25 protein-coding genes are annotated in these 26322 nt (G+C 60.6%); 13 read left to right on the top strand and 12 right to left on the bottom strand.

Annotated elements, in window-relative coordinates; translation table 11 throughout:
- The first annotated feature begins 137 nt into the window (after positions 1 to 137).
- Entirely contained in the window at positions 138 to 611 is a 474-nt protein-coding gene (locus tag KVQ82_RS00505; protein ID WP_041073817.1) for an Lrp/AsnC family transcriptional regulator, read from the top strand.
- A gap of 157 nt (positions 612 to 768) precedes the next feature.
- Here KVQ82_RS00505 and lpdA read toward each other — a convergent pair whose 3' ends face one another.
- Complete coding sequence (gene lpdA / locus KVQ82_RS00510) at positions 769 to 2169, bottom strand: dihydrolipoyl dehydrogenase (protein WP_222017522.1); 1401 nt, start codon at positions 2167 to 2169, stop codon at positions 769 to 771.
- Between the two features lie 210 nt (positions 2170 to 2379).
- Here lpdA and hflK (KVQ82_RS00515) point away from each other — a divergent pair, with 210 nt between their 5' ends.
- The 5 genes from hflK (KVQ82_RS00515) (at position 2380) to cfaB (ending at position 9745) form a co-directional block, all read left to right on the top strand.
- Positions 2380 to 4341 (top strand): protease modulator HflK, encoded by a 1962-nt coding sequence (gene hflK / locus KVQ82_RS00515; protein WP_222019345.1) that lies wholly within the window; start codon positions 2380 to 2382, stop codon positions 4339 to 4341.
- Positions 4338 to 5384, top strand: a complete 1047-nt coding sequence (hflC, locus tag KVQ82_RS00520) for a protease modulator HflC (RefSeq protein ID WP_108184271.1) — start codon at positions 4338 to 4340, stop codon at positions 5382 to 5384. The genes hflK (KVQ82_RS00515) and hflC overlap by 4 nt, the downstream gene beginning before the upstream one ends.
- A complete protein-coding gene (gene hflK / locus KVQ82_RS00525; RefSeq protein WP_108184270.1) occupies positions 5381 to 6442 on the top strand; it encodes a protease modulator HflK in 1062 nt (353 codons plus the stop codon). Before hflC ends, hflK (KVQ82_RS00525) begins: the two co-directional genes overlap by 4 nt.
- Positions 6439 to 8346, top strand: coding sequence for a heavy metal translocating P-type ATPase (locus KVQ82_RS00530; RefSeq protein WP_198759165.1), 1908 nt, complete (start codon positions 6439 to 6441; stop codon positions 8344 to 8346). The genes hflK (KVQ82_RS00525) and KVQ82_RS00530 overlap by 4 nt, the downstream gene beginning before the upstream one ends.
- 211 nt (positions 8347 to 8557) lie before the next feature.
- Entirely contained in the window at positions 8558 to 9745 is a 1188-nt protein-coding gene (gene cfaB, locus KVQ82_RS00535) for a C17 cyclopropane fatty acid synthase CfaB (RefSeq protein ID WP_041073826.1), read from the top strand.
- Positions 9746 to 9787: 42 nt separating this feature from the next.
- Here cfaB and cls read toward each other — a convergent pair whose 3' ends face one another.
- Positions 9788 to 11227 carry a cardiolipin synthase gene (gene cls, locus KVQ82_RS00540; protein WP_222017523.1) on the bottom strand — a complete coding sequence of 480 codons (1440 nt, stop codon included), beginning with the start codon at positions 11225 to 11227 and terminating at the stop codon, positions 9788 to 9790.
- A gap of 132 nt (positions 11228 to 11359) precedes the next feature.
- Between cls and KVQ82_RS00545 the strand changes: the two genes are divergently transcribed.
- The gene (locus KVQ82_RS00545; protein ID WP_027610324.1) at positions 11360 to 11878 is read left to right on the top strand and encodes a DUF3617 domain-containing protein; all 519 of its coding nucleotides are present in this window, start codon (positions 11360 to 11362) and stop codon (positions 11876 to 11878) included.
- Between the two features lie 94 nt (positions 11879 to 11972).
- On the opposite strand, the gene KVQ82_RS00550 is transcribed toward KVQ82_RS00545, so the two are convergent.
- From KVQ82_RS00550 to folE2, 6 genes are read right to left on the bottom strand one after another with little or no spacing between them, the layout of a single operon-like run.
- A complete protein-coding gene (locus tag KVQ82_RS00550; protein ID WP_222017525.1) occupies positions 11973 to 13292 on the bottom strand; it encodes a dihydroorotase in 1320 nt (439 codons plus the stop codon).
- A gap of 3 nt (positions 13293 to 13295) precedes the next feature.
- The gene (locus KVQ82_RS00555; RefSeq protein WP_041073832.1) at positions 13296 to 13856 is read right to left on the bottom strand and encodes a carbonate dehydratase; all 561 of its coding nucleotides are present in this window, start codon (positions 13854 to 13856) and stop codon (positions 13296 to 13298) included.
- Positions 13853 to 14728 carry a metal ABC transporter substrate-binding protein gene (locus KVQ82_RS00560; protein WP_222017527.1) on the bottom strand — a complete coding sequence of 292 codons (876 nt, stop codon included), beginning with the start codon at positions 14726 to 14728 and terminating at the stop codon, positions 13853 to 13855. The genes KVQ82_RS00555 and KVQ82_RS00560 overlap by 4 nt, the downstream gene beginning before the upstream one ends.
- A gap of 11 nt (positions 14729 to 14739) precedes the next feature.
- Entirely contained in the window at positions 14740 to 15606 is an 867-nt protein-coding gene (locus tag KVQ82_RS00565) for a metal ABC transporter permease (protein WP_222017528.1), read from the bottom strand.
- Positions 15606 to 16274 carry a metal ABC transporter ATP-binding protein gene (locus KVQ82_RS00570; protein WP_142579864.1) on the bottom strand — a complete coding sequence of 223 codons (669 nt, stop codon included), beginning with the start codon at positions 16272 to 16274 and terminating at the stop codon, positions 15606 to 15608. Before KVQ82_RS00570 ends, KVQ82_RS00565 begins: the two co-directional genes overlap by 1 nt.
- Positions 16271 to 17167, bottom strand: a complete 897-nt coding sequence (gene folE2, locus KVQ82_RS00575; protein ID WP_222017530.1) for a GTP cyclohydrolase FolE2 — start codon at positions 17165 to 17167, stop codon at positions 16271 to 16273. Before folE2 ends, KVQ82_RS00570 begins: the two co-directional genes overlap by 4 nt.
- An 84-nt stretch (positions 17168 to 17251) precedes the next feature.
- Here folE2 and KVQ82_RS00580 point away from each other — a divergent pair, with 84 nt between their 5' ends.
- Positions 17252 to 18454: an N-acetylmuramoyl-L-alanine amidase gene (locus KVQ82_RS00580; protein ID WP_222017532.1), complete on the top strand. Its 1203-nt coding sequence runs from the start codon at positions 17252 to 17254 to the stop codon at positions 18452 to 18454.
- Here KVQ82_RS00580 and KVQ82_RS00585 read toward each other — a convergent pair.
- Positions 18451 to 18828 carry a glutamine synthetase gene (locus KVQ82_RS00585; protein WP_222019346.1) on the bottom strand — a complete coding sequence of 126 codons (378 nt, stop codon included), beginning with the start codon at positions 18826 to 18828 and terminating at the stop codon, positions 18451 to 18453. The two genes, KVQ82_RS00580 and KVQ82_RS00585, sit on opposite strands and share 4 nt — an antisense overlap.
- Before the next feature lie 233 nt (positions 18829 to 19061).
- Between KVQ82_RS00585 and zigA the strand changes: the two genes are divergently transcribed.
- Both zigA and KVQ82_RS00595 read left to right on the top strand, forming a co-directional pair.
- A complete protein-coding gene (zigA, locus tag KVQ82_RS00590) occupies positions 19062 to 20267 on the top strand; it encodes a zinc metallochaperone GTPase ZigA (protein ID WP_222017535.1) in 1206 nt (401 codons plus the stop codon).
- Entirely contained in the window at positions 20267 to 20917 is a 651-nt protein-coding gene (locus KVQ82_RS00595; RefSeq protein ID WP_222017537.1) for a DUF1826 domain-containing protein, read from the top strand. Before zigA ends, KVQ82_RS00595 begins: the two co-directional genes overlap by 1 nt.
- A 4-nt stretch (positions 20918 to 20921) precedes the next feature.
- Here KVQ82_RS00595 and KVQ82_RS00600 read toward each other — a convergent pair whose 3' ends face one another.
- Positions 20922 to 21278, bottom strand: a complete 357-nt coding sequence (locus KVQ82_RS00600) for a hypothetical protein (RefSeq protein ID WP_047297341.1) — start codon at positions 21276 to 21278, stop codon at positions 20922 to 20924.
- Between the two features lie 28 nt (positions 21279 to 21306).
- On the opposite strand from KVQ82_RS00600, the gene KVQ82_RS00605 reads away from it, so the two are divergent.
- Positions 21307 to 22278: a GTP-binding protein gene (locus tag KVQ82_RS00605; protein ID WP_222017539.1), complete on the top strand. Its 972-nt coding sequence runs from the start codon at positions 21307 to 21309 to the stop codon at positions 22276 to 22278.
- 1 nt (position 22279) lies between these two features.
- Here the strand turns inward: KVQ82_RS00605 and KVQ82_RS00610 are convergent, their stop codons facing one another.
- Positions 22280 to 22693: a DUF3301 domain-containing protein gene (locus KVQ82_RS00610; protein WP_086792506.1), complete on the bottom strand. Its 414-nt coding sequence runs from the start codon at positions 22691 to 22693 to the stop codon at positions 22280 to 22282.
- A 117-nt stretch (positions 22694 to 22810) separates the two neighbouring features.
- On the opposite strand from KVQ82_RS00610, the gene pdxY reads away from it, so the two are divergent.
- Positions 22811 to 23683, top strand: coding sequence for a pyridoxal kinase PdxY (pdxY, locus tag KVQ82_RS00615; RefSeq protein WP_047297339.1), 873 nt, complete (start codon positions 22811 to 22813; stop codon positions 23681 to 23683).
- A 95-nt stretch (positions 23684 to 23778) separates the two neighbouring features.
- On the opposite strand, the gene KVQ82_RS00620 is transcribed toward pdxY, so the two are convergent.
- Positions 23779 to 24261, bottom strand: coding sequence for an acyl-CoA thioesterase (locus KVQ82_RS00620; protein WP_003229693.1), 483 nt, complete (start codon positions 24259 to 24261; stop codon positions 23779 to 23781).
- A 282-nt stretch (positions 24262 to 24543) separates the two neighbouring features.
- Between KVQ82_RS00620 and KVQ82_RS00625 the strand changes: the two genes are divergently transcribed.
- Positions 24544 to 26307 carry a cation:proton antiporter gene (locus KVQ82_RS00625; RefSeq protein WP_041073855.1) on the top strand — a complete coding sequence of 588 codons (1764 nt, stop codon included), beginning with the start codon at positions 24544 to 24546 and terminating at the stop codon, positions 26305 to 26307.
- The last annotated feature ends 15 nt before the right edge of the window (positions 26308 to 26322 follow it).

Raw genomic sequence — 26322 nt, forward strand, 5'->3', positions numbered from 1 at the left:
CCCTTTCGTTGTCGATTCGGTGAGCAAAGTTTATGGCGCAAGGGCGGGGCAGGTGCTTGCGAAGTCAGCTTCAAAAACCCTTGGGATTGGCATAACCTGCTTTCTTTTTGCGCCTTGACCAGCAGGATCTGCCAAACATGAAACTCGACGCTTTTGATCGCAAGATTCTCGCTGCCTTGCAGCGCAACGGACGGCTGAGCAATGTCGAGCTGGCGGACGAGATCGGCCTGTCGGCGTCACCTTGCTTGCGCCGGGTGCGGATGCTGGAGGAGGCCGGGGTGATTCGTGGCTACCAGGCCAACCTCGATCGCGATGAAGTGGGACTGGGGCTGACGGTGTTTGTCGGGGTCAAGGTCGAGCGCCACAACGATGAGCAGGCCGAAGCCTTTTACGCGGCAGTCACCGCCCTGCCGGAGGTGATCTCGGCGTTTCTGGTGTCGGGCGAATCGGACTTTCTGTTGCAGGTGGTGGTGCCGGACCTGCGCGCATACGACCGCTTTCTCAGCGGCTGCCTGCTGAAGCTGCCGGGGGTGAGTGACATTCGCAGCAACTTTGCAATTCACACGGTGAAGACGCCGGGGGCGTTGCCGTTGGGGCATCTGCCGCGGTAGAGCGGGTTGCTCCCACATTCGACCGCAGTCCTCCAGCAGGAACACGGTCAACTGTGGGAGCTGGCTTGCCAGCGATAGCGGTGTGTCAGCGACCGCAACGGTTACAGGACTGACGCCATCGATGGCAAGCCAGCTCCCACAGGGTTTGGGTGACCACCTACATCTGCGTCGCCATCCCCTCGACATTCATCGCCGCCTGACGCAGCGCCTCGGAGCGAGTCGGGTGCGGATGGCAGGTCAGCGCGATGTCTTCGGCCGAGGCGCTGAACTCCATGGCCACGCAATATTCACCAATCATTTCGCTGACGCTCGGGCCGACCAGGTGCACACCGAGGATTTCGTCTGTGCGTTCGTCGGCGAGGACTTTGGCAAAGCCTTCGGTTTCGTGATTGATCTTCGCCCGACTGTTGGCGGTGAACGGGAATTTGCCGACTTTGTAGGCACGTCCTTCGGCCTTCAGTTGCTCTTCGGTCTTGCCGACGCTGGCCAGTTCCGGCCGGGTGTAGATGACGTTGGGAATCAAGTCGTAATTGACCTCGCCGGCCTTGCCGACGATCTGCTCCACACAGGCCATCGCTTCGTCTTCAGCCTTGTGCGCGAGCATCGGCCCGGACGTTACGTCGCCGATTACCCAGACGCCATTGGCTTCGGTGCGGTGCTGGCGGTTGGCGAGCATGCCACGCTTGTCGGTGCTCAGGCCGACGTTCTCCAGGCCCAGGCCTTTGGTGTACGGGCGCCGGCCGATCGCGACCAGTACGTAGTCGGCTTCCAGTAACTCGGCGCTGCCGCCCGCTGCAGGTTCGACGCTGAGCTGCACACCGTTGGCCGAGGTCGTGGCGCGGGTGACTTTCGAGCTCAATTTGAAGCTTATGCCTTGCTTGCTCAGCGAACGCTGCAAGGTCTTGCCGGCCTCGGCATCGACGCCCGGACAGATGCGGTCGAGGTATTCGACCACGGTCACCTGGGCGCCGAGACGCCGCCAGACCGAGCCCAGCTCCAGGCCGATCACTCCGGCACCGATGACCACCAGATGCTTCGGTACTTCACTCAGCGACAGCGCGCCGGTGGAGTCGAGGATGCGCTGATTGTCGATCTCGACGCCGGGCAGGGGCGTGGGTTCGGAGCCGGTGGCAATGATGATGTCCTTGGCGCTCAGTTCGGTCTTGTTGCCTTGATCGTCGGTCACCGTGACTTTGCCCGGACCCTCGATGTGGCCCCAGCCTTTGATCCAGTCGACCTTGTTCTTGCGAAACAGGAATTCGATGCCTTTGGTCAGGCCGCTCACGCTGTCGTCTTTCTGTTTCATCATTTGCGCGAGGTTGAGCGTGGGTTTGACCTCGATGCCGAGGTTGGCGAACTCCGCACCCATGGCCGCGTCGTACAGCTCCGAAGCATGCAGCAAGGCCTTGGACGGCATGCAACCGACGTTCAGGCACGTGCCGCCGAGGGTGGCGCGGCCTTCCACACACGCGGCTTTCAGGCCCAACTGTCCGGCGCGGATCGCCGCGTTATAACCACCGGGGCCGCCGCCCAGAATGACCACGTCGTAGTGACTCATGCTCTTGCTCCTCGTTGGGGATGCGGATCGCTAAAAGTAGTAGGCGATTAAAATTACGAACGTAATATGTGCGTTTCCGGACATTTCGGTCAAGGCTTCAGGCAAGCGACAGGTTGCGCATCTTTAGATAGGTGTATTTGTGTACGAATATTTCACGCTTTTCGTTATATCGTAACGATAAGACAGGTGAATCAATGGCTTTGGGGTGATATGCAAGTCGATCTGGATGTCGATGGCACGCAAGTGACCGGGTTGCCGCGCTTTCAACAAGCGGCTGCGCAGGGGCGACGATTGCGCCGCCTGGCCTTCGGCCTCGGCGGATTGGCTGGGGCAGGGTGGGTGCTGGCGTTGTTTGTCGAGCTGTTTGCCGCGCAATCGATATGGCCGGCCTTGCTGGTGAATCTGGGCGCGGCGTTGCTGGTGCTGGTCGCCGGACTGCAGTCGGCGTGGTGGGTGACTCAATGGCGCGCACGGGTCATGCACCCAGTGGCGCAGCACCCTCTGAACGAGGTCGAGCAAACCGCTCTTGACGGCTGGTACGAACGGGTGCTGGAGCGATTGAGTCAGCGCGGTCTGCACCTGCTCGGTCAGATTGGCGTGGCCACGTTGTGGCTGGGCGGCTGGTCAGTGCTGATTGTGCTGGCCATCGGGCAGGTGTGGAATCTGACGTTGCCTGCCGCTGCAATCGGGTTATCGGCCACGGTGGGCGCCGCGCTGATGTTGCTGTTGGGTTTCGGCTTGCTGGTGCTGGAGCGGCAACTGGCTCAGGAAAACCCCGCGCAATGGCCGGAAGCCGGGTCCCTTGCGCAACTTGCGCGGGTGGCGATCATCAGTCTGGTACTGGGGGCGTTGTGCCTGCTGTTCGCCAGCGAGGCTTCGGTGTGGCCCGTGCGCCTTGCGGTATTGATCGGGATCTTGCCGGGATTGATCGCGATCGAGTTGCTATTGCGCGCAGTTTTGTCGGTATTCAGCCCTCGACGCGAGCAGCTGGAACCGACTCTGCTGGCGCGCAGTTTTGTTGCCGATATGCTGCGTTGGCCACCACAGCCATTACTCGCTTTGCAGCACGAACTGCACAACCGGTTCGGCATCGATTTGCGTCAGATCTGGGCGTTCAGCTACATGCGCCGCGCTTTTCTGCCGGTGCTGGCGCTGGTCGCCGCCTTCGGATGGCTGCTGACCGGGATCCACGAAATCCCGCTGCAAGGGCGCGGTATCTACGAGCGCTTCGGCAAACCGGTACAAGTCTTTGGCCCTGGCTTGCACGCCGGTTTGCCGTGGCCACTGGGCCGTGTATTGAGCGTCGAGAACGGCGTGGTGCACGAATTGGCAACCAGCGTTGGCGATGCTCCGGCGCCAACCCAGGCTGAGCCTGCCGAAGGCCCGGCGCCGATGACCGCCAACCGCTTGTGGGATGCCAGCCACGTCAACGATAAATCCCAGGTGATCGCCAGCAGCCGTGGCGATCAGCAGAGCTTCCAGATCGTCAACATGGATGTGCGCTTCGTCTATCGCATCGGGCTGCGTGACCAGGATGCCTTGGCGGCTACCTATAACAACGCCGATGTGCCGACGCTGATCCGCAGCACCGCGAGCCGGATTCTGGTGCACGACTTTGCCTCGCGTACCCTCGACGGTCTGCTCGGTGCTGACCGGGTTGGGCTGGGCGAAGAAATCGGTCGCGCGGTGCAAGGCGATCTGCAGAAGCTCAACAGCGGCGTGGAAATTCTCGCCACCGTGGTCGAAGCGATTCATCCGCCAGCCGGCGCCGCCAATGCTTATCACGGTGTGCAAGCGGCACAGATCGGCGCGCAGGCGTTGATCTCCCGTGAGCGCGGCGCTGCGGCTGAAGCCAGTAACCAGGCGTTGTTGCAGGCCAGCCTTGCCCGTGATCAGGCCAGTGCCAGCGCTCGCGAAATCAACGCCACGGCGCAGGCGGCAGACCTGAAGTTCAGCGCTGAACAGAAAGCTTATGCCAGCGCTGGTCAGGCATTCGTGCTGGAGCAATACCTCAGCCAACTTAGCCACGGTCTGAGCAAAGCCAAACTGTTGGTACTCGACCACCGATTAGGCGGCAGCAGCAATGCGCCGACCATCGACCTGCGTACGTTCACGCTGCCGGCTGATCCGACGCCCGCGCGCACCACCGCTCAACCAGGAGTTGCCCCTTGAGCCAGTCGCACACTCACGATTCCCATGATCACAGCGGCCACGATCACGGCCACGCCGGGCATCACCATCATCATGGGCATCATCACCATCACCACGGTGCGCCGGAGGACGCGGGACCGTTCCCTTGGCGGCGGATGGGCTGGGCGCTGTTGCTGGTGGCGTTTGCCATTGCGGCGGCGAGCCTGGTGCAAGTGCGCTCGGGTGAAGCCACGGTCATCACCCGTTTCGGCAATCCTTCACGGGTGCTGCTTGAACCCGGTTTGAGCTGGCGCTGGCCGGCGCCGTTCGAAGCGGCGATCCCGGTGGATCTGCGCCTGCGCACCACCTCCAGCGGTTTGCAGGATGTCGGCACTCGCGACGGTTTGCGCATCATCGTTCAGGCCTACGTGGCGTGGCAGGTGCAGGGCGATCCGGATAACGTGCAGCGTTTCATGCGCGCGGTGCAGAACCAGCCGGACGAAGCGGCGCGGCAGATTCGTACCTTTGTCGGCTCGGCGCTGGAAACCACCGCCAGCAGTTTCGACCTGGCGGATCTGGTGAATACTGATGCCGGCAAAGTGCGTATTGCCGATTTCGAGGCGCAACTGCGTCAGCAGATCGACCAGCAGTTGCTGGCCACTTACGGTGTGCGCGTGGTGCAGGTGGGCATCGAACGCCTGACCTTGCCTTCGGTCACGCTCACCGCCACGGTCGATCGGATGCGCGCGGAGCGTGAAACAATTGCCACCGAACGCACCGCCATCGGTAAGCGGGAAGCTGCACAAATTCGTTCTGCTGCCGAGCGCGATGCACGAATTGTTCAGGCTGACGCGACAGTTAAAGCCGCAGAAATCGAAGCGCAATCCCGAGTCGAAGCGGCGCAAATTTATGGCCGTGCCTACGCTGGGTCGCCGCAGTTGTACAACCTGCTGCGTTCGCTGGACACCCTAGGCACTATCGTCACGCCGGACACCAAGCTAATCCTGCGCACCGACGCCGCGCCATTCCGCGTGCTGGTGGACGGCCCGCCGAATGTCGAAAACAAATCCGGATCGCAGCCATGAGTGATGAAGTTCCACGTGGAACACATTCGCTGAGCAGTCCGTGGATTCAGGCCGGACGTTTGGCGTTTTTTGCCTTGTACGCGGTCACGGTGTTGGCCGCGTTGGCGTGGGCGTTTTCCAATGTGCGGCAGATCGATCCGCAGAATCGCGCCGTGGTTCTGCACTTTGGCGCACTGGAACGCATCCAGAATGCCGGGCTGTTACTGGCTTGGCCACAGCCGTTCGAGCAGGTGGTTTTACTACCGGCAGCGGATCGGGTGATCGAGCGTCGAGTGGAAAACCTGCTGCGCAGCAGTGAGGCGATCAAGGCTGATCGTGTAGCGACTTTCGCCACACCGCTAAGCGATGCATTGGCCGGTTCCGGTTACTTGCTGACGGGGGACGCCGGCGTGGTGCAACTGGATGTGCGGGTGTTTTACAAAGTGACCGACCCTTACGACTTCGTCCTGCAGGGTGGTCATGTGCTGCCGGCACTGGATCGGCTGGTCACCCGTAGCGCTGTGGCTTTGACCGCTGCCCGGGATCTGGACACGATTCTGGTCGCCCGTCCGGAGTTGATCGGTACTGATAACCAGGCCGCCGAAAGACGTGAGCGTCTGCGCGGTGATCTGGTGCAAGGCATCAACAAGCGCTTGGCTGAGTTGAAGGCGAGCGGGCAGGGCATCGGCATTGAAGTGGCGCGGGTCGACGTGCAGTCGAGTCTGCCGGACCCTGCGGTCAGCGCTTTCAATGCGGTTCTGACCGCCAGCCAGCAAGCCGACAAAGCCGTTGCCAACGCACGCACCGAAGCAGAAAAACTTACCCAGACCGCCAACGAACAAGCCGACCGCATCCTGCAAGTGGCCCACGCGCAGGCCGGCGAACGGTTGGCAAAAGCCGCTGCCGATACCGCCACGGTGCTGAGCCTGGCCAAGGCGCAACAACAGGGTACCGACCCGCAGATGCTCCTGCGGCTGTACCGTGAACGCATGCCGAAGATTCTTGGCCAGGCCGGTTCAGTGACCACGGTCGATCCGAAAGACGATTCCCGCCTGATCATTCAGGGAGCCAGCAAATGACTGCGACCACTGCCGCACCGAGCCTGTTGTCCTCGGCCGAACAGCGCCGCGCCGCACGGCAATTGACGCTGGCGATGCTCGCCCTTGGCTTGCTCGGCCTCGGTCTCCTCTGGCGCTGGCTGTTACCGGAGCAAACCGGTGTCAGTCAGTTGCTGCTGGGTTTCGCTTCTCTATTGGTGGCGGTGCCGGTGATGCGCTCGGCGTGGTACAGCCTGCGCTACCCAAGCCTGCACGGCATCACCGATCAATTGATCGCCCTGGCGATGCTCGGTGCGTGGGCGACCGGCGATCTGCTGACCGCCGCGTTGCTGCCGATCATCATGATCTTCGGCCACGTGCTGGAAGAGCGCAGCGTGATCGGCTCGCAGGAAGCGATTCACGCCCTCGGCCAGTTGACCCGCAGCCACGCGCGCAAGATTCAGACTGATGGCTCGATCATCGAAGTCGATAACGGCACGCTGAAGCCCGGCGACACGGTAGAGGTGCGCGCCGGAGATCGGGTGCCAGCGGATGGTCGAGTGTTGTTCGGCCAGGCCAGCCTCGACACGGCGTCGATTACCGGTGAGTCGGTTCCGGTGGAAACGGCGGTAGGCATGACTGTGTTTGGCGGCGCGATCAACCTCGACGGCTTGCTGCGCATCGAGGTGACCCGTACCGGCGATCAATCGACGCTGGGCAAGGTCATCGCGCTGATGCAGAACGCCGAGCGCTCGAAGCCGCCCATCACGCGCCTGCTTGAGCGCTATGCCGGTAGCTACATGGTGCTGGTGTTGCTGCTGGCGGCGGTGACCTGGTTTGTCACCCATGACGCGCAGGCGATGCTCGCGGTGCTGGTGGCGGCATGTCCCTGCGCTTTGGTGCTGTCGGCACCGGCCACGGCGATTGCCGGCGTGGCGGTGGCGGCGCGCCACGGCATTCTGATTCGCAGTTCAGCGTTCCTTGAGGAGTTGGCAGATCTCACTTCACTGGTGGTCGACAAAACCGGCACGCTGACTTACGGCACCTTGCGTTTGCAATCGATCAGCAGCCCACGACTGGATCAGGCCTCGGTAATGGCGCTGGCCGCCAGCCTCGGGGCGGCCAGCAGCCATCCGGTCAGCCGCGCCTTGGCTGGGCTGGTCAGCCAGGACCAGAGTCTGCCGCTGACTGATATTCATGAGCGTCAGGGTCTCGGTGTAGTCGCCACGACCGCCCAAGGCGAGGCGGCGTTGGGCCGGCCCGAGTTGTTCGCGCAACTGGGCATCGTCACCACCACCGTTCCCGAGCACGACGGGCCGATTGCCGGATTGGCACTGAACGGCGAATTTGTCGCCTGGCTGTTGCTGGCCGACAGCGTCAAACCGGAAGCTCGCTTTGCCCTCAGCGAATTGCGCGAGCTAGGTCTGGGTCGCCAGTTGCTGCTGACCGGCGACCGCCTGAGTGTCGCGCAGACCCTGGCCCGCGAGGTCGGCCTGCAAGAGCTGGAAGCGCAGGCGCTGCCCGAGGACAAACTCAACCGCGTACTGAAGGAAATCGACAACGGATTTCGGCCGATGGTGGTGGGCGACGGCATCAATGATTCGCTGGCGCTGAAGGCTGGTGTGGTCGGTGTCGCAATGGGCGCGGGCGGCGCTGACATCGCGCTGGCCTCGGCGGATATCGTCTTGATCGGCAGTGATCTGCGCCGCCTCGGAACCTGTGTGCGGCTCAGTCGCCAATGCCGACGAACCTTGCAGGTTAACGTGATCATCGGTCTGGGCTGGACCTTGGCGATTGTCATCTTTGCTGCATTTGGTTGGCTCGGCGCGGCCGGGGCGATGATCGCCGCGCTGCTGCACAACCTGAGCACGTTGCTGGTGTTGGGCAATGCCGGACGGCTGCTGCGGTTTCAGGAGCCATTGCTCAAGCTCAAGGACGGTCATTGAAATGATTTGCAGCGAACTGTGCGCCGAATAGGCAGTCATCTATATAGAAGGCGCACACGTCATTGCCGGTTTCCGTGTCGAAAACACGGGTTGCATTCCGGCCTGCTGGCGCGTCTGAAACGATAGTCTCGGCTAATTAAATCGATAGCCTGCTATTTTTCAAGGATGGTCTACCCTCAGATCTGACGTCTGAAACAAGGGGGGATTTTCCATGCTCGCGCAACTTCCACCGGCCTTACAGAATCTGCAGCTTCCGCTTCGCCTGCGACTCTGGGACGGCCATGAGTTCAATCTGGGGCCGACGCCCAGCGTCACCATCGTGGTCAAGGACCCGACGATGGTCACCCAGTTCACCCATCCAAGCCTCGACGCGCTGGGGGCGGCGTTTGTTGAAGGCAAGCTCGAACTGGAGGGCTCGATCAGCGAGGTCATCCGGGTCTGCGACGAATTGAGCAGCGCCTTGCTCGATGAAGATGAAGGCGCTCAGCCAGTGCGTGCAGTGCACGACAAGGAAACCGACGCCAAAGCCATTTCCTATCACTATGACCTGTCCAACGCGTTCTATCAGCTGTGGCTGGACAGCGACATGGCGTATTCCTGCGCGTATTTCGAAACGGGCAGCGAAACCCTGGAGCAGGCGCAGCAAGCCAAATTCCGCCATCTGTGTCGCAAGCTGCGTTTGCAGCCGGGCGATTACCTGCTGGATGTCGGTTGCGGCTGGGGTGGTCTGGCGCGTTACGCCGCGCGTGAATTCGGCGCCAAAGTGTTCGGCATCACCTTGAGCAAGGAACAGCTGGAACTGGCCCGCGAGCGCGTCAAGGCCGAAGGCCTGGAAGACCAGATTGAACTGCAATTGCTCGACTACCGCGACCTGCCGCAGGACGGGCGTTTCGACAAGGTGGTCAGTGTCGGTATGTTCGAACACGTCGGCCACGCCAACCTCGCCGAATACTGCAAAGTCCTGTTTGGCGCGGTGAAGGAGGGCGGTCTGGTGATGAACCATGGCATCACCGCCAAGCACACCGACGGCCGCCCGGTGGGACGCGGTGCCGGCGACTTCATCGAGAAATACGTGTTCCCCAACGGCGAGTTGCCACACCTGGCGATGATCTCGGCCGAGATCAGCGAAGCCGGGCTGGAGATTGTCGATGTCGAAAGCCTGCGCCTGCATTACGCGCGCACGCTGGATCACTGGAGCGAGCGGCTGGAGGATAACCTCGAGGCCGCCGGGAAACTGGTGCCGGATCAGGCGCTGCGCATCTGGCGCCTATATCTGGCCGGGTGTGCCTACGCGTTTGCCCGGGGCTGGATCAATCTGCATCAGATTCTGGCAGTGAAGGCTCATCCGGACGGCAGTCATGAACTGCCCTGGACCCGTGACGACATCTACAATCCTTGATGCCTGAACCCTGCCCTCTCCCTTGGAGAGGGTGATGGGCTTCTAGAGAATCGGTGAAATAAGCCGGGCGATCCGCATGCCGAGCTGTTGTAGGCGGTGGATCTCCCGGCTTTCCTCTTTGGCAACTTCATAAGCCTGCTCGAAATCATCGTTGAGCATACGTTCCACGTGGGCGGCGAATTCGCTGTCGACGGTCAGTAGCATCACTTCGAAATTCAGCCGGAACGAACGGTTGTCCAGATTGGCGCTGCCGACGGCGCTGATTTCGCTGTCGATCAACACCACTTTCTGATGCAGGAACCCCGGTTCGTAGCGGAACACCCGCACGCCGGCGCGCACCGCTTCGAATGCATACAGGCTGGACGCGGCGTAGACGATGCGGTGATCGGGGCGCGATGGCAGCAGCAGGCGTACGTCGACGCCGCGCAGCACCGCCAGACGCAACGCGGCGAACACGGCTTCATCGGGAATGAAGTACGGGCTGGTGATCCACACCCGCTCGGTTGCGGCGTGGATCGCTTCGACGAAGAACAGCGAACAGGTTTCGTAGGCGTCGGCCGGGCCGCTGGCCAGCAACTGACAGAGCACGCCGTCGTCCGGGTAAACGTCCGGCAGGATCAGCGGCGGCAATGTGCGCGCGGCCCAGAACCAATCCTCGGCAAATGACTCCTGCATGCAGGCCACGACCGGCCCGCGCACTTGCACATGGGTATCGCGCCATGGCGCCAACGGCGGCTTCTCGCCCATGTATTCATCGCCAACGTTGTGCCCGCCAACAAAGCCGAGCACGCCATCGACCACGACGATTTTGCGGTGGTTGCGGAAATTCACCTGGAAGCGATTGAGCCAGCCGCTACGTGTGGCGAAGGCTTTGACCTCGACACCGCCATCGCGCAACGCCTGTACATAACTGTGGGGCAGGGCGTGGCTGCCGATGCGGTCGTAGAGCAGATAAATCGCCACGCCTTCGGCAGCTTTCTTCAGCAACAGATCGCGCAGGCGCTGCCCGAGGCGGTCGTCATGGATGATGAAAAACTGGATCAGTACGGCTTCGCGCGCTTGATCGATGGCCTGGAAAATCGCCTCGAAGGTCGCGTGGCCATTCACCAGCAGTTGCACTTCGTTATTCGCCAGGCATGGCATCCGCCCCAGTTTGGGCATGGCCCGTAGCGAGGCATAGGCATTTGAGGCGCGGGCGGTGAGGGCTTCTTCGACCCACGGTCGCCAGTTCAACTCGGAAATTGCCTGACGCATCTGTTCGTTGGCCTGGCGCCGTGCCTTGATATAGCCGTCGAAGGTGCTGCGGCCGAAGACCAGATAAGGGATGAGTGTCAGGTAGGGAATGAAAATCAGCGACAATGCCCAGGCGATCGAGCCTTGGGCGGTGCGAACGGTCAGCACCGCGTGGATCGCGGCGATCAAGCCGAGGCTATGTATGAGGGCGATCAGATAGCCGAAAATGTGCGGTCCAAAATAATCCATGGGGCAGCCTTGCTCCTGAAGACTCAATGCGTAACAGACCATGTTCCGAGGCGAATGTCGCTATTTAATTGGTGCATGAACCGAAGCAATCGGCCGACGTCTAACGGCCACTACTGATGAGGAGTTTTTTCGATGAACGTTCGTCTGCTGGGTTTGGCGCTGGGCCTGGGTTTGGCAATGCCGGTGGTTGCGCAGGCGCAAATGCTGCAGCCGGGGCTGTGGGAAATGACCTCGAGCAACGTCAAGGTCGATGACCAGCCCATGGATGTGCAATCGATCCTCGGCCAGTTGCAAGGCCAGATGACCCCGCAACAGCGCGCGGCGCTGGAGAAGAACGGGATCAACATCGGTGGCAAGGGCATTCGTGCCTGCCTGACGCCGCAGCAAGTGGCGACCAACGACATCCCGCTGGCCGATCCGCAGTCGGGCTGCAAACAGCAGATTACCGAGCGCACCGGCAACCAGTGGAAATTCCGCTTCAGCTGCCCGAAAGCGCAAGGCACGGGTGTCGCGACGTTCCTCAGTGATCGTGAGTTCACCACCGTGGCCAACGGCACGTTCAACGCCATCGGCATCAACCAGAAGGGCAGTCTGGAAACCCGTGCGGTGTGGTTGGGTCAGGATTGCGGCACTGTGAAGCCAAGAGCTTAAAAGCTTCGCGAGCAAGCTCGCTCCCACAGGGCCAGCGCGACTCCTTGTGGGAGCGAGCCTGCTCGCGAAGACGTTCTGTCAGACACCTGATCATTTAACGCATAAACCGCAGCGGCAGCCCCTGACAGCTTTCGTTGATGCGCTGCTCCCGCCATGCAATCTGCCCCGACACCAACGTGGTATTCACCCGATAGCGGAAAGTCTTGTCAGCAAACGGCGTCCATCCGCACTGCGACAGAATCGGTTGCCGCGACACCTCCATGGCCGCGGGCTCAACCAGCACCAGATCCGCCCAATACCCCTCGCGCAAATAACCCCGATCCGGAATCGCAAACAGATCCGCCACGCGATGGCTGGTCTTCGCCACCAACGTGGTGATCGGCAGCACGCCATCGGCCACCAGCTCGAGTAGTGCCGGCAGGGCGTGTTGCACCAGCGGTAACCCGGACGGTGCTTCGGTGTAAGGACGCTGTTTTTCCGCCCAGGTATGCGGTGCATGATCGCTGCCGATCACATCCAGCCGGTTGCTCAGCAGCGCCGCGCGCAAGGCGTCTCGGTCGGCCTGGGTCTTGATCGCCGGGTTGCATTTGATCAGGTTGCCGAGTGCTGGATAGTCGCGGTCATCGAACAGCAGGTGGTGCAGGCAGACTTCAGCGCTGATGTGCTTTTGAGTGAGAGGTTTGTCTTCGAACAGCTCCAGCTCGCGAGCGGTAGTCAGGTGCAAAACGTGCAGGCGGGTGCCGTGACGTCTGGCCAGTTCCACCGCCAGCGAAGAGGATCGGTAGCAAGCCTCGGCATCGCGAATCAGTGCATGGATATTCGCCGGCAGGCGTTCGCGCAGACGTGCTGCATTGGCCTCGATGCTTGGTGTGTGTTCGCAATGCGCCAGCAGAATCGTCGGCACTTCGGCGAATAAGCGTTCGAGAATCTTAGGATCATCCACCAGCATATTGCCAGTGGAAGCGCCCATGAACACTTTGACCCCGGCCACTTCGCAGGGGTTGAGCGCGGCCAAGGTGTCGAGGTTGTCCTGACTGACACCGAAGTGAAATCCGTAGTTGGCCACGGAGTTGATCGCCGCCCGACGCTTTTTATCCGCCAGCGCTTCGAGGGTAAGCGTGGCCGGTTGGGTGTTGGGCATGTCCATGAAACTGGTGATGCCACCCGCCACCGCTGCGCGCGACTCGGAGTGAATACTGCCCTTGGCCGGCGCTCCCGGTTCGCGAAAATGCACCTGATCATCAATCATGCCCGGCAACAGCCATTGGCCATTGGCGTCGATCTCCACACGGGCATTTTCACCGTCGATGCGTCCCGCGATCTTGACGATGCGACCATGGCTGACCAACAGATCGCCGTCAAACTCGCGCCCTTCATTAACCAGTCTGGCGTTGCGAATCAGCACGCTGCTCATGGCTCAGAACTCGTTCTGCAAGGCTTTGTAGCCGCGTACCAGATCGACATTGGTGCGCGCCACGTCTTCGGAAAACTCCGAGGCGCTGACACTCACCGGCGGGAACTGCGATAGGTCGGTGTTGGGGCCGATGCGGGTGGTGGAGGGCACATAGAACGCGTCCGGTAAATCACGGCCATCGACCACCGAGTTGTGCCGCACCACACAGCCGTCACCGACCACGCAATTGAACAGCACGCTGTTAAAGCCGATGAACACCCGGTCGCCGACCACGCACGGGCCATGCACGATCGAGCGGTGAGCGATCGAGGTGAATTCGCCGATGGTCACGGCAGCGCCGGATTTGGAATGGATCACCACGCCGTCCTGGATGTTCGAATTGGCGCCGATGGTGATCGGCTCCATTGTGCCCGAAGCGTCTACTTCGTCGGCGCGGATCACCGCGTAGGGGCCGACGAACACATTCTCGCCAATGACCACCTTGCCGCAGATGATCGCGGTTTTGTCGACGTAGGCCGACTCGGCAATTTGCGGCAGATCGCCTGAGGGATTTTTGCGGATCATGGTTGGCTCAGCGCGTCATAAAGGGTGTTGAGGTTGTATTCGAACAGTCCGGTAAAGGTGCTGGCCGGGCCACTGGCGGCGAGGGCATCGGAGTACAACGTGCCGCCGATATGCGCGCCGCTTTCATCAGCGATCTGCTTGAGCAGGCGCGCGTCCTTGATGTTTTCCATGAACACCGCTTTGACCTTGGCCTGACGGATCTGCGTGATCAGTGCAGCGACTTCGGCGGCCGATGGTTCGCGCTCGGTGGAAAGACCTTGCGGCGCCATGAAGTCAATGCCGTAGGCCTGCCCGAGATAACCGAAGGCGTCGTGGCTGGTGACGATCTTGCGATTGCCTGGTGGCAGCGAGCCGAGCTTGGTCTTGGCTTCGGCGAGCAGGGCGTAGATCTGTTTCAGGTAGGTCTGGCTGTTGCGTTGATAATCGGCCTTGTTCGCCGGATCGGCAGCGATCAGCGCCTTGGTGATGTTGGCGATGTACAACTCAGTGTTGGCCAGGTTGTGCCAGGCGTGTGGGTCGGGAATGGTTTCACCGTCTTCATCGAGCGAGCGCGGAATCACACCGTGGCTGGCACTGATGAGCGGGGCTTGGGTGCCGGTGCTGGTCATCAGTCGATCGAGCCATGGTTCGAAACCGAGGCCGTTCTTGATGATCAGCTTGGCTTTGAGCAGCGCTTTGGCGTCGTCCGGTGTTGGCTCATAGGTATGCGCATCGGCGTCCGGGCCGACCATGTTGGTGATCTGGATATGCTCGCCGCCGACCTGATGCACCATGTCGGCGAGGATGCTGAAGCTGGTGACCACCGGCAATTTTTCCGCCGCCGATAACGACATCGACAGCAGCAAGCTGAACAACACGAGTAGAACGCGCATCGGGAAACACCTCATTGGGATGTGAGCAAAGGCGGGCGGCGCAGCAGCCCGTGAACCGGTCCGAACACCACGGACAGCAAGTAGGCGAACCCCGCGACCAGCACGATGGCCGGCCCGCTGGGCAGCGAGTAGTCGAACGACAGCAACAATCCGAGCCACACCGACAGGCAGCCAATGAGTGCGGAGATGGCAATCAGGCTCGGCAGACGACGACTCCAGAACCGTGAGGCAGCGGCAGGCAGCATCATCAGACCCACCACCATCAATGCACCGATGGCCTGGAAGCCGATCACCAGATTGAGCACCACCAAGGTCAGGAACACGCCGTGTGCGAGAGGGCCGAGGCGGCTGACGGTTTGCAGGAATAGAGGATCGAGGGTGTCGAGCAGCAGCGGTTTGTAGATGACTGCCATGGCGATCAGGCTGAGGGCCGAGACCCATAACATGCCGTTGAGGGTCGATCCGTCGACGGCGAGCGCCGAGCCGAACAGCAAGTGCAGCAAGTCGAGGCGTTTGCCAGCGATGCCGAGAATCAGAACGCCACTTGCGAGTGAGATCGGGTAGATCGCGGCGAGGCTGGCATCTTCGCGCAAACCGGTGCGACGGGTAATCCACGCAGCCAGCCCGGCCATGCTCAGGCCCGCACCCAGACCACCGAGCGTTAGCGCGGGCAGACTCAGGCCGGCGAACCAGAAGCCCAATGCGGCGCCGGGAAGAATGCCGTGAGCGACGGCGTCGCCGATCAGGCTCATGCGCCGCAGGATCAGAAATACGCCGAGCGGTGCTGTGCTGCAGGCCAAGACCAATCCGCCGAGCAGCGCTCGGCGCATGAACAGGAATTCGCTGAACGGTTGCCAAAGGTGGGCGACGGTGAGCATCAAGCCACCTGCGTGCCGGGTGTTTGCTGGATCAGTTCGACGCTGGCGCCAAACACGCATTCGTGGTTTTTGATCAGCAGTGTCTGCGGTATGTGTTGGCGGACGGCGGCCAGGTCGTGGCAGACCACCAACAAGGTTCGACCTTCGGCGTGCCAGGCCTGGATGTGTTGCCAAAGCAATTGCTGACCCAGTTCGTCGAGCGCAGCGTGGGGTTCGTCGAGAAGGAGTAGTGGCGCGTCAGCCAGACTCAAACGGGCGAGCAATGCGCGTTGTAGTTCGCCACCGGAGAGCGCCATCAGCGGGCGTTTCTCGAGTCCGCTCAAGTGCCAATTGTCGAGTGCGTGAGTGAGGCGCTGTGCGCGCAATTGCGTCGACAATCGACGGCCCCAGAACCCGGCAGCCACCAGTTCTTCCAGACTGATGGGAAACTGTCGGTCGAGGTGTTGCTGTTGCGGCAGGAATGACAATCCTCCTTGGCGGGGGACGCCTAGCGCGACTTTTCCGCTCAAGGGTTTCTGCAACCCGGCGATGACTTTCAGCAGGCTGCTTTTACCGCAGCCGTTGGCGCCGACGATAGCGCTCAGACTGCCGCTTTCCAGCGTGACCGTCAGTGGTGAAGTCAGCGGTTGCCCGGGGGCGCCCCAGCTCAAGGAATGGCAGCGGATCATGCGTGTTCTCGATGCCAGTGGCTTTCGGCGACGGCGTCGTGGGCGTGCAGACTTTCAGCGTGGATCACTCGCAGGTGGAACCCGCTGACACCAGGGCAGCGACGCAGGGCCAGATTGAGTCGTCGCGCGGCGTCCTCGCAGAACATCAGGTTCTGCCCGTTGGCCAGCGCGAAGGCTTGTTCGTCGGCGCGTTTCACGGCGGTTTGCACGGCGGTGCCCAGTGCGGCTTCAGCGTCGTTGATGATCACGCTCAGGGGCAACTCATCGATAAACTCCTCCAGATGCATGTGCAATTCCGCGGTGCTGCGTTGGCTGTGCGGAGTGGCAACGATGCCGTGGCTTGAGCCAAGCCAAGCCAGAACTTCAGCGTGCTGCAGTGGCTTATTGGCAAAATCATCGATGAACTGCTGCTGGATCAGTTGCCTCGCTAATGCGGCTGAGCACGGGCAGGTCGAGGAGTAGGGCACATCGATCTTGAGTTCCACGTGGAACACTTTGTTTTTGAGGCTGGCAGAAATGCTCACTGGATAGCTTTTCCACCCCGCCAGTGGGCTGACCAACGCGGGTCGTTTCAGCAGCACTTCGCTGTGGATATTCAGGTAAGCATTGCTGGATAAGCCCTCGTGGCTCGCCAGAAAATCGTCCAGTACCTGATGCAAAACCCGTGGAGAAAGGTTCTGCTGCTCAAGCCTTGCCAGGGCCAGATACAAACGCGACATGTGAATGCCACGCGCCTCACCATCGTCAAGACTGACGCCTGCATCTGCCTTCGCGCTCAGACGTTGGCCATCCAATAAAACCGGCAAGGCAATGCCGCGCATTCCCACCCACTCAAGCGGTAATGCTTGTCGAGAGGCTTGAGTGGCGATATCCGGAAGTGTCAGCGAATTCATGTTCGGAACCATCGTGTTGACTGAATTGGATGTTACATTATAACAATTCAAATCTCGATGCTTTTTTCATGAACGGGTTTTCATATGCACAGACGCCACTTGCTCAGTTTGTTTTTGGCCAGCGCAGCCTTGGCTCTGCCCTTCAGTGTCTCAGCAACCCAAGTGCGAAATGCGCGGCTCTGGCGTTCGCGTGAAAAGCTGCGACTGGTCTTCGATTTGAGCGGCCCGGTGCGCTACAAAACGTTCACGTTGAGTGCTCCAGAGCGTTTGATCATTGACCTGTCCGGGGCGAGTCTGAGTGGTGATTTCAGTCAATTGCCGTTAGCAGATACGGCCATTCGCTCGATCCGCGCCGGGCATTTTGGTCAAGGCGATACCCGGATCGTTCTCGATCTGAACACTCCCGTTCTATTGAACAGCTTTGTTTTGGCACCGCAGGATGGTCAAGGACACCGTTTGGTGCTCGACTTGGTGAACGCCGATAAAGTCCTGAGCACCGCAGTGGTTCCACGTGAAACATCCACGAATAACCATCACCTTAAACGCGACATCATTGTCGTGGTTGATCCCGGACACGGTGGTAAAGACCCTGGCGCCGTCGGCGCCAAGGGTGAGCGGGAAAAGGACGTGGTGTTGTCCATCGCCCAATTGCTCGCCAAACGTCTTAAAAAGGAGAAGGGCTTCGACGTGAAGTTGGTGCGCAATGACGATTTTTTCGTGCCCCTTCGCAAGCGTGTAGACATTGCCCGTCAGCACAAGGCCGACATGTTTATCTCCGTGCACGCCGATGCAGCGCCGCGTCTGACGGCGTCGGGAGCTTCGGTGTATTGCCTGTCAGAAGGGGGTGCGACGTCAGCGACTGCACGCTTCATGGCACAGCGCGAGAACGGCGCGGATCTGCTCGGCGCGACCAGTCTGCTTAATCTCAAGGACAAGGATCCGATGCTCGCCGGCGTGATCCTCGACATGTCGATGAACGCCACCATCGCCGCCAGTCTGCAACTCGGCAGCAGCATATTGGGCAGTCTGCAAGGCATCACCACATTGCATCAAAAGCGCGTGGAACAGGCGGGATTTGCGGTGCTGAAGTCGCCGGATGTGCCGTCGATCCTGGTAGAAACCGGCTTTATTTCCAATGCGCGTGACAGCCAGCGTCTGGTGACAACTCGACATCAGCAGGCTGTCGCTAACGGGTTGTTTGAAGGATTGCAGCGCTATTTCCAGCAGAACCCGCCAATCGACAGTTACCTCGCCTGGCAGCAGGCGCAGCACAAGGTGCAGGTTTAGCAGCCAGTGATCCGGCTGCAGGTGAACTTCGCGCTGCTGCCGCCTGAGCTGGAGAAGCGATTGATCGTCGTCCAGCCAACGCGACGGGTGTAGCCGACCCAGGCTTCACCGTCAGAGGCGATGCCGGTGAAGAACGTCAGTTGGCCGAACCGACTATTGGTCTGCGCCCAGTAGCGATTGCCGTCCTTTTCAAAGCCGCGCAGGTAAATCGTGCGGCCCACCGTATTCACGCTGTAGGCGTTGCCTTGCGCATCGACGCATGCCAGCAGGTTAGCGCTGTGTGTGCACTTGGCGAGCACGGGCGCTTGTCCCCATACGTTGGCACCCGACAGCAATGCCAGACTCATTAGCGAGCATTTCAGGACATTTTTCATCACGGTTCCCGACGGGCAGATGGCATGCAGCTTCATGCTCTTTATCGGTTTGGGCAAGAGCAGGTCTGGCTAATTCATATTGTTATACTATAACATCAATTTTATTGAGCCTGAGTCCGCCGATTTAAAGCGTCAGCTTCTGCCGTCACTCTGTCTTGAAGCTCTAGAACACGGCGCGTTACGCCAAATCCGGCATAAACGCCCATCGGCCACCATCTGATGAGGATTATCCAATGTCATCTCCGCTTCCCGTGACCGTTCTTTCGGGCTTTCTCGGCGCTGGAAAAAGTACGGTTTTGAATTACGTACTACGTAATCGAGAAGGTTTGCGCGTTGCAGTCATCGTTAACGATATGAGCGAAATCAACATTGATGGCAGCGAAGTCCAGCGCGATGTCCGCCTGAACCGTGCTGAAGAAAAACTGGTAGAGATGAGCAACGGTTGTATCTGCTGTACGTTACGCGAGGACCTGTTGGAAGAGGTCAGCAAACTTGCTCGTGAAGGCCGTTTCGATTATCTGCTCATCGAATCCACCGGTATTTCCGAGCCGCTGCCGGTCGCCGAAACCTTCACCTTCCGCGATGAGCTGGGTCAGAGCCTCGCCGACGTTGCTCGACTCGACACCATGGTCACGGTAGTCGACGGCGTGAACTTTCTCTTCGACTATCAGGCTGCCGAGAGCCTCGCGTCCCGTGGCGAGACCTTGGGCGATGAAGATGAACGCTCGATCACCGACCTGTTGATCGAACAAATCGAGTTCGCCGACGTATTGCTGATCAGCAAGATCGACCTCATCAGCCGCCAGGCGCGCGACGAACTCACGGCAATTCTCAAGCGCCTCAATGCCCAGGCGGAAATTATCCCGATGGTGATGGGCGAGGTGGTGCTGGAGAAGATCCTCAACACGCGCCGATTCGATTTTGACAAAGCCGCCCAAGCCCCGGGCTGGCTGCAGGAATTGCGCGGTGAGCATGTGCCGGAAACCACCGAGTATGGCATTGCTTCCACGGCTTATCGCGCACGCCGCCCGTTCCACCCGCAGCGCTTTTACAGCTTCATTGATCGTCCATGGACGAACGGTAAATTACTGCGCTCCAAGGGTTTTTTCTGGCTCGCCAGCAAGGTCACGGATGCGGGCAGCTGGTCGCAGGCGGGCGGCCTGATGCGCCACGGTTTCGCTGGACGCTGGTGGCGTTTCGTGCCGAAAAACCAATGGCCGCAGGATCAGGACAGTACCGCAGCAATCATGGAAAACTGGACGCCGAGTGTCGGAGATTGTCGTCAGGAGCTGGTATTCATTGGCCAGAACATCGATTTCGTACAGCTCAAGTCGGAGCTCGATGCCTGCCTGCTGACTGACGAAGAAATGGCTGCTGGCGTAGACCGTTGGCGCACGCTGCCGGATCCGTTCGGCCCTTGGCACGAAGAGGCCGCCTGATGCTTGCGCTCAAACTGCAGCAGAATCGAGTACGTCATCAGCATCAGGGGGCGACGCCGAAAACGCTGACGCGAATCCTCGAAGACGACGTCAATCTTGCGGTCTGGCAGCGCCAACTGCCGCTGCACATCGCCGATTTCGCAGCGTTGGTGCTGTCGCGCAACGAGCCACTGGCGCAGTCGCTTTGCCTCGAATTGCCGGACGAAGACGGCGAGCCTGATCTCAGTGGACTGGCTGCCGGGTTCCGTGACCTGGAAGGCTACGAAGGCTTTGTCGCTGATCTGGGATGGCTGGTCAGTGCCTTCGCCTGCCTGCTGGGTGCACGGCGTATCGGCTTGCGCCTGCGGGTGCTGGACAAGGCCATGTGTCCGCGTTTCCACGTCGATCATGTGCCGGTGCGCCTGATCACCACGTATGGCGGAATCGGCAGTCAGTGGCTCAAGGAGGGCGCGATGGACCGCGAGCAATTGGGTCAGGCGAACGCTGAGCCAAACGACATGGCAAACATCCAGCAACTGCGCAGTGGCGACGTGGCGCTATTGAAAGGCGAGAAATGGCACGGCAACGAAGGCTTCGGTCTGATCCATCGTTCTCCGCAACTGCCAGCGGGTGAACGACGGTTGCTGCTGACGCTCGACTGGCTCGGTTGACGGCTCAAGGCTTGAGCCATTTACCCTGGCTCTGGCCTTCGCAATACGGCTTCAAATACGCCATGTCTGAAGCCACGCCGTAATAGTGGATATCCTGGCGATAGGGCATATTGGCGACTTGCGCGTTGCTGCACACGCCGAACGCGCCGCTCGGGCATTGATCGACGTACTGCACCTCGACTTTCTGCCCGGCCAGGGTCGGTTGGCAGAACCCGTCGCTGAACAGCTTCTCGGGAATACTGCGGTTTTGCTGGCAAACCTTGACGTCGAGTCGCTCGCCCTGACTGTGCACAACGCAGGCTTGAGCCAAGGCTTCGCTCGACAGCAACATCAACAGCAACGACCATCCCATCCAACGCATGTCCAATCCCCTCAGAAAACGCCCAGTCATGTTGCAGAACATTCCTACCCATGTCATCGCCGGCCCTTTGGGCGCCGGCAAGACCAGTCTGATTCGCCAGCTCATGGCCCAACGGCCGGAAGGCGAGCGCTGGGCGGTGCTGATCAACGAGTTCGGTCAGATCGGCCTCGACGCGGCGCTGCTGACCCGCGATGGCGATGGTATCGCACTGGGCGAAGTTGCCGGGGGCTGTTTGTGTTGCGTCAACGGCGCGCCGTTTCAGATCGGCCTCGGCCGTTTGTTGCGCAAGGCCAGGCCGGATCGGCTGTTCATCGAGCCGTCCGGGCTGGGCCATCCGGCGCAATTGCTCAAGCAGTTAGGCGAGGCGCCGTGGTTGGGTGTGCTGGCGCTGCAGCCGTGTGTGTCAGTGCTGGATGCCCAGGCGCTGGCCGCCGGGAAAGCGTTGCCACCCGCTCAGCAGGACGCTTTGGGCAGCGCCGGTCTGCTGTTGCTGAACAAGGCAGAAGGTCTGGATGAGGCTGTGCGGCAGACCATCGCCGAGCGTTTGCCGGCGGTCAAATTGATCTGGACGCAGCAGGCGCACCTGTCTTTACGCGAGTTGCCGGGTGTGACGGCGCAAGCAATGGCGGGTGTGGATAACCTTGTTGTGCCGCAGGGGGCGGGACCGATTCCGGCGTTCTGGAGCGACCCGGCATCGCCGATCTGCCTGAGTCAGGCACAAGAGGGCGGCTGGAGCATCGGCTGGCGTTGGCACCCGGGGCAGACGTTCGATACGCATCGTCTGAGCCAATGGCTGCAGAGCCTGAACTGGCGGCGGGCGAAACTGGTTATCCATAGCGTCGAGGGCTGGGTGTCGGCCAATGCCGTGGATAACGCTGAACTGGATTGGCAGCCCAGCGAGTGGCGACGGGATTCGCGTATAGAGCTGATCTTTGCCGATGCGCGAAGTATCGATGCTTTGCAGTCAGGCTTGACGCAATGTCGAGTTCAAGCGGATTAGCTTACGGCTTCCACTTATTGTGTTCCTGACGCCACTGGCTCAGTTCGATCACTTCGGCCCGTGGGCGGGTAACTTCGACCACCGGTGGCGTGTCGTCGAACGGCGCCGGATAGGGCGCCAGTTCAATCTGAGCGCTGTGCGCACCAAACTGGGTGATGATGCCGTTGTGCCGGGTTTCGCCAGTCACGGTGAACTCGAAGTTGTAAACCCGGGCCAGACGCCGCCGACCGCTGGCATCCTTGATCAAGCCGATTTTTTTCAACGCGACGTTACCGTCCAGCAGTTCAACGCCGACGTTGATGCAATGCTGCTTGACCCGCTCCAGCGCCCGCTCGCGCAAGCCGTGGTTGTGCCAAAGCCATGCGCCGGCAGCGGCGAACAGCATCAGCACGAAGATGTTTTCAAGGGTCAGCATCAACAGGAAACTCCAAAAGATAAGCTCAGCTTAACTGCGTCGCCGGTCTGTCGTACAGGCTGTGTTTCGTCGCATACTGCGCGGCTTGAATTTCAATCGTTTTACGGAATAACCCGAATGAAACGTACGCCTCATCTGCTCGCCATTCAGTCCCATGTGGTCTTTGGCCACGCCGGCAACAGCGCTGCGGTTTTTCCGATGCAGCGGGTCGGGGTGAATGTCTGGCCGCTCAACACGGTGCAGTTCTCCAACCATACCCAGTACGGCCAATGGGCCGGTGAAGTGCTCGCGCCGCAGCAGATCCCCGAACTGGTCGACGGCATTGCCGCCATTGGCGAACTGGGCAACTGCGACGCTGTGCTCTCCGGCTATCTGGGCAGCGCGGCGCAGGGTCGGGCGATTCTCCGTGGTGTCGAGCGCATCAAATCGGTCAATCCGAAGGCGTTGTACCTGTGCGACCCGGTGATGGGCCATCCGGAGAAGGGCTGCAGTGTGCCGGCCGAAGTCAGCGACTTTCTGCTGGAAGAAGCCGCGGCGGTGGCGGACATCATGTGCCCGAACCAACTGGAGCTGGACAGCTTCTCCGGGCGCAAGCCGCAGTCGCTGTTCGATTGCCTGGCGATGGCTCGGGCGCTGCTGGCGCGCGGGCCGAAAGCGGTGCTGGTCAAGCATCTGGATTATCCGGGCAAGCCGGCGGACGGTTTCGAGATGTTGTTGGTGACCGCTGATGAAAGCTGGCACTTGCGCCGTCCGCTGCTGGCGTTTCCGCGTCAGCCGGTGGGCGTGGGCGATCTGACGTCCGGGCTGTTCCTCGCGCGGGTGCTGCTGGGCGACAGCCTGGTGGCGGCGTTCGAGTTCACCGCAGCGGCGGTGCATGAAGTGCTGCTGGAGACCCAGGCGTGTGCCAGTTATGAGCTGCAACTGGTGCGGGCGCAGGACCGGATCGCGCATCCGCGGGTGAAGTTCGAGGCGACGGCGATCAGTCTGTAATCGCGTTATCGTTCAAAAGATCGCAGCCTTCGGCAGCGCCTACAGGGTGAACATTAATCCTCTGTAAGAGCTGCCGCAGGCTGCGATCTTTTGCTTTAAGCGTCGCCCTTGATCTCCTGATAACGCTTCTCCAGCTCCTGGCGAATTTGCCGACGCTGCTGCGCCTGCATATAACGACGCTTGTCTTCACTGTTTTGCGGCTGCAGCGGCGGCACGGCGGCCGGTTTGCGCTGGTCATCCACCGCAACCATGGTGAAGAAGCAGCTGTTGGTGTGGCGCACCGAGCGCTCGCGGATGTTCTCGGTCACCACTTTGATGCCGACTTCCATCGAGGTGTTGCCGGTGTAGTTGACCGACGCGAGGAAGGTCACCAGTTCGCCGACATGGATCGGCTCGCGGAAAATCACCTGATCCACCGACAGCGTCACCACGTAGCGGCCGGCATAGCGGCTCGCGCAGGCGTAGGCCACTTCGTCGAGGTATTTGAGCAGGGTACCGCCGTGGACATTGCCAGAGAAGTTGGCCATGTCGGGGGTCATCAATACCGTCATCGACAGTTGGGCGTTTCCGGGTTCCATAACGTTCTCACGGATCAAGGCTGGATGGCTGGACGCACCTCTGCGGGTGCCTGGTGGCTTTTTCAAAAGCACCGTTATCGGGACGCCAGACGGCTGGCTGCCGTCACGCCGCGACCGATCTGTTTCCTTATATTGCACCGCCTTCCAGCCGGAAGTCGCGGTGTTAACCTGCAAAAGGCCCTGCCCAAGGGCAATTCCTACATGAAAAGCGGATTTTTACCCAACTCGCTCAGAGCTTTTTGAAGTCTGACGGCGGGTCACGTCATACAAGGAGCCCACACCATGCATGCCATCAGCTTTATTCAGGACCTGGCAGTGATCATGTTGGTCGCAGGTGTGGTCACCGTGTTGTTTCACCGTTTCAAGCAGCCGGTGGTGCTCGGCTACATCGTCGCCGGTTTCATCATCGGCCCGCACACCCCGCCATTCGGTCTGATTCACGACGAAGAAACCATCAAGACCCTCGCCGAACTGGGGGTGATTTTCCTGATGTTCTGCCTCGGGCTGGAGTTCAGCCTGCGCAAGTTGTTCAAGGTCGGGGCCACGGCGTTTATCGCGGCGTTCCTCGAAATTGTCCTGATGATCTGGATCGGCTATGAAATCGGCCGCTGGTTCGACTGGAACACCATGGACTCGCTGTTCCTCGGCGCAATCCTCGCCATCTCCTCGACTACCATCATCGTCAAGGCGCTCAACGACTTGAAGATGAAGAACGAGCGCTTCGCCCAGTTGATCTTCGGCGTGTTGATCGTCGAGGACATCCTCGGCATCGGCATCATCGCCTTGCTGTCGAGCATCGCAGTCAGCGGCACGGTCAGTTCGGGCGAAGTGTTTTCCACGGTCGGCAAGCTGTCGCTGTTCATGATCGTCGCGTTGGTGATCGGCATTCTGCTGGTGCCGCGCCTGCTGGCGTACGTCGCCAAATTCGAAAGCAACGAGATGCTGCTGATCACCGTGCTGGGCTTGTGTTTCGGTTTCTGCCTATTGGTGGTCAAGCTCGAATACAGCATGGTGCTCGGCGCCTTCCTGATCGGCGCGATCATGGCCGAGTCGCGGCAGTTGCTGAAGATCGAGCGCCTGATCGAACCGGTTCGCGACCTGTTCAGTGCAATCTTCTTCGTCGCTATCGGCCTGATGCTCGATCCGATGATCCTGCTGCAATACGCCTGGCCGATCGCGGTAATCACCGTGGCGGTGGTGCTCGGCAAGATGTTGTCCTGTGGCCTCGGGGCGTTTATCGCCGGCAATGATGGACGCACCTCACTGCGGGTCGGGATGGGACTGTCACAGATTGGCGAATTTTCCTTCATCATCGCCGCACTCGGGATGACGCTGCAGGTCACCAGTAACTTTCTTTATCCGGTGGCGGTGGCGGTGTCGGTGATCACCACGCTGCTGACGCCGTACCTGATCCGCGCGGCCGATCCGCTGTCGATCAAACTCTCTGCGGCGGTACCCAAGCGTCTGGGCCGAGTATTCGGCATGTACGGCGAGTGGCTGCGCAGCATTCAGCCGCAAGGCGAGGGCGCGATGCTGGCGGCAATGATCCGGCGGATTCTGTTGCAGGTCGGGGTCAACCTGGCGCTGGTGATCGCGATCTTCTTCAGCGGTGCGTTCTTTGCCGGACGGCTGTCGGAGTGGATGCAGGACTGGGTCGCTGATCCGAGCTGGCAGAAGGCGTTGATCTGGGGCGGGGCGCTGCTGCTGTCGCTGCCGTTCCTGATCGCGGCGTATCGCAAGCTCAAGGCGCTGTCGATGCTGCTGGCGGAGATGGGCGTGAAGCCGGAGATGGCCGGACGGCACACGCAGCGAGTGCGGCGGGTGATCTCCGAAGTGATCCCGATCCTCTCGCTGCTGGTGATCTTCCTGCTGTTGGCAGCCTTGTCGGCCAGTATCCTGCCGACCAACAAGTTGCTGGTGCTGGTCGCCGTAGTCGCGGCCGCCGTGGCGGCGCTGCTCTGGCGCTGGTTCATCCGTGTGCACACGCGGATGCAGGTGGCCCTGCTGGAAACCCTCGACAATCACAAGGAGTCGTCGGGGCACTGACCGACCCGGGCGTTT

Source organism: Pseudomonas sp. AO-1 (genome assembly GCF_019775695.1).
Classification (GTDB): Bacteria; Pseudomonadota; Gammaproteobacteria; order Pseudomonadales; family Pseudomonadaceae; genus Aquipseudomonas; species Aquipseudomonas parakoreensis.

Coding starts and splice junctions, on each gene's coding strand:
- KVQ82_RS00565 (WP_222017528.1), bottom strand. CDS start 15,606: ATGCTCACCGTCGCCCACCTTTGGCAACCGTTCAGCGAATTCCTGTTC.
- KVQ82_RS00545 (WP_027610324.1), top strand. CDS start 11,360: ATGAACGTTCGTCTGCTGGGTTTGGCGCTGGGCCTGGGTTTGGCAATG.
- KVQ82_RS00620 (WP_003229693.1), bottom strand. CDS start 24,261: ATGGAACCCGGAAACGCCCAACTGTCGATGACGGTATTGATGACCCCC.
- cls (WP_222017523.1), bottom strand. CDS start 11,227: ATGGATTATTTTGGACCGCACATTTTCGGCTATCTGATCGCCCTCATA.
- KVQ82_RS00570 (WP_142579864.1), bottom strand. CDS start 16,274: ATGATCCGCTGCCATTCCTTGAGCTGGGGCGCCCCCGGGCAACCGCTG.
- KVQ82_RS00580 (WP_222017532.1), top strand. CDS start 17,252: ATGCACAGACGCCACTTGCTCAGTTTGTTTTTGGCCAGCGCAGCCTTG.
- KVQ82_RS00605 (WP_222017539.1), top strand. CDS start 21,307: ATGTTGCAGAACATTCCTACCCATGTCATCGCCGGCCCTTTGGGCGCC.
- KVQ82_RS00600 (WP_047297341.1), bottom strand. CDS start 21,278: ATGCGTTGGATGGGATGGTCGTTGCTGTTGATGTTGCTGTCGAGCGAA.
- KVQ82_RS00610 (WP_086792506.1), bottom strand. CDS start 22,693: ATGCTGACCCTTGAAAACATCTTCGTGCTGATGCTGTTCGCCGCTGCC.
- KVQ82_RS00560 (WP_222017527.1), bottom strand. CDS start 14,728: ATGCGCGTTCTACTCGTGTTGTTCAGCTTGCTGCTGTCGATGTCGTTA.
- cfaB (WP_041073826.1), top strand. CDS start 8,558: ATGCTCGCGCAACTTCCACCGGCCTTACAGAATCTGCAGCTTCCGCTT.
- KVQ82_RS00625 (WP_041073855.1), top strand. CDS start 24,544: ATGCATGCCATCAGCTTTATTCAGGACCTGGCAGTGATCATGTTGGTC.
- KVQ82_RS00550 (WP_222017525.1), bottom strand. CDS start 13,292: ATGAGCAGCGTGCTGATTCGCAACGCCAGACTGGTTAATGAAGGGCGC.
- zigA (WP_222017535.1), top strand. CDS start 19,062: ATGTCATCTCCGCTTCCCGTGACCGTTCTTTCGGGCTTTCTCGGCGCT.
- hflK (WP_108184270.1), top strand. CDS start 5,381: ATGAGTGATGAAGTTCCACGTGGAACACATTCGCTGAGCAGTCCGTGG.
- KVQ82_RS00585 (WP_222019346.1), bottom strand. CDS start 18,828: ATGAAAAATGTCCTGAAATGCTCGCTAATGAGTCTGGCATTGCTGTCG.
- lpdA (WP_222017522.1), bottom strand. CDS start 2,169: ATGAGTCACTACGACGTGGTCATTCTGGGCGGCGGCCCCGGTGGTTAT.
- KVQ82_RS00555 (WP_041073832.1), bottom strand. CDS start 13,856: ATGATCCGCAAAAATCCCTCAGGCGATCTGCCGCAAATTGCCGAGTCG.
- KVQ82_RS00505 (WP_041073817.1), top strand. CDS start 138: ATGAAACTCGACGCTTTTGATCGCAAGATTCTCGCTGCCTTGCAGCGC.
- hflK (WP_222019345.1), top strand. CDS start 2,380: ATGCAAGTCGATCTGGATGTCGATGGCACGCAAGTGACCGGGTTGCCG.
- pdxY (WP_047297339.1), top strand. CDS start 22,811: ATGAAACGTACGCCTCATCTGCTCGCCATTCAGTCCCATGTGGTCTTT.
- folE2 (WP_222017530.1), bottom strand. CDS start 17,167: ATGAATTCGCTGACACTTCCGGATATCGCCACTCAAGCCTCTCGACAA.
- KVQ82_RS00595 (WP_222017537.1), top strand. CDS start 20,267: ATGCTTGCGCTCAAACTGCAGCAGAATCGAGTACGTCATCAGCATCAG.
- KVQ82_RS00530 (WP_198759165.1), top strand. CDS start 6,439: ATGACTGCGACCACTGCCGCACCGAGCCTGTTGTCCTCGGCCGAACAG.